This window comes from Nocardia sp. NPDC060220, assembly GCF_042727815.1.
In the GTDB taxonomy this organism is placed as follows: domain Bacteria; phylum Actinomycetota; class Actinomycetes; order Mycobacteriales; family Mycobacteriaceae; genus Nocardia.
The window spans coordinates 1-1,579 of record NZ_JBHWZY010001210.1 but is presented as its reverse complement, the minus strand read 5'-3'; the positions used below and the strand labels follow the sequence as shown (position 1 = coordinate 1,579).

General features: G+C 67.9%; 2 protein-coding genes. Both read left to right on the top strand.

Translation table 11 applies throughout. The features are described from left to right. A partial coding sequence (locus ACFWF3_RS35355; protein WP_379318478.1) for a hypothetical protein occupies positions 1 to 377 on the top strand: 377 nt, incomplete at its 5' end. Positions 378 to 486: 109 nt separating this feature from the next. Continuing rightward, on the top strand, positions 487 to 1,419 hold the full coding sequence (locus ACFWF3_RS35350) for a TauD/TfdA dioxygenase family protein (protein WP_379318476.1): 933 nt from the start codon (positions 487 to 489) through the stop codon (positions 1,417 to 1,419). Positions 1,420 to 1,579 lie beyond the last annotated feature (160 nt).

Below are 1,579 nucleotides of genomic sequence, written 5' to 3'. Positions count from 1 at the left end.
GCGCACTGTGCTCCTGCGACGGCTGGCACGGACGAACCTGGCTACGCACCGATCTGTCCGCCGACCACGCCCCCTCCGCGCGGGTGCTGCATTGCTCCACCGGACGGCTCGACGCCGACCTCGCCCGCCTGGTCCTGGCCGAATGGGACTATCACCAGCTCGAGATGCAGGCGCTGATTCCGGTGCGCCTGGCGTTCGAGGACACGGCGTCGGCACAGCGGCGCCTCGTCGAAGCCGTCCGCTTCGTGCGCGCGTCGGGCGCGTCGTGGGAAGCGGTCGCCCGGGTGATCAGCGCGCCGTCGGCGGAAGCGGCCGAATCGCGATTCAGTACTTGGACATCCCAGGGGCACAGCGCGGCGGAATTGCGCATACCGTAATACCCGCCGATTCGGCCATTCCGCTCAGCCTGAATTCAATGATGGTCGCGGCGCGTTCCTGCTGGTTTCGTGTGACGAGATCGTCCAGGTTCGAGCGAGAGGCCTCCGTATGTCCGTCCATGACGCAGCTGTACCCGGGAGCGCGGTGCGGGTGGTCAAGCTCGGCGCCCACATCGGCGCTCAGGTCGACGGGGTTCGGCTCGGTGGTGACCTGGACGCGCGAACGGTGGCCACCATCCGCGCCGCGCTCAGCGAGCACAAGGTGATCTTCTTCCGGGGCCAGCACCACCTGACCGAGGACGGGCAGTACGAGTTCGCGCAGTTGCTCGGCAACCCGACCACCCCGCACCCGACGGTCACCTCCGCCGGTGCGAAGAGCCTGGCCATCGACTCGCACCAGACGCGGTCCAACGTCTGGCACACCGATGTCACCTTCGTCGATCGTGTCCCGCAGGCCTCCATCCTGCGTGCGGTCGCCCTGCCCAGCTACGGCGGTTCGACCACCTGGGCTTCGACCGTGGCCGCCTACAACTCGCTGCCGGAGCCACTCCAGCGACTCGCCGAGAGCCTGCGCGCGCGGCATTCGAACCGCTACGACTACGCCGCCGAGATCCAGGACCGACCCGCCGATACCGACCGCGACTACCGTCGCGAGTTCGAGTCCACCTATTTCGAGACCGAGCACCCCGTGGTGGAGGTGCACCCAGAGACCGGTGAGCGCGCCCTGCTGCTCGGCTGCTTCGTCAAGGAGATCGTCGGGCTGTCGAGCAACGAGTCGCGGGCACTGTTCCGGCTGTTCCAGGACCGGATCACCCGCCTCGAGCACACCGCCCGCTGGAACTGGTCGCTGGGCGACGTCGCGATCTGGGACAACCGGGCCACCCAGCACTACGCCATCGACGACTACGACGGCAGCGAGCACCGCAGGCTCACCCGCATCACGCTGGGCGGTCCGGTCCCCGTCGGGATCGACGGCACCGCGAGCACGGTGATCGCCGGCGACGCCGAGCCGTACACCGCACCGCTCGAACGTGCGGCATAACCATCATCGACCGCCACCAGCTCGCGCGCGTCCCCGGGCGAACACCCGGAATCGACTATCCTTCGACGGCACATTCGACCGTTGATCACGCGCGAACAGGTACCCACTGGCCCAGTCCGACGATGGGAATGCCGTGAATTTGTGGAGCTATGTCCAGGAC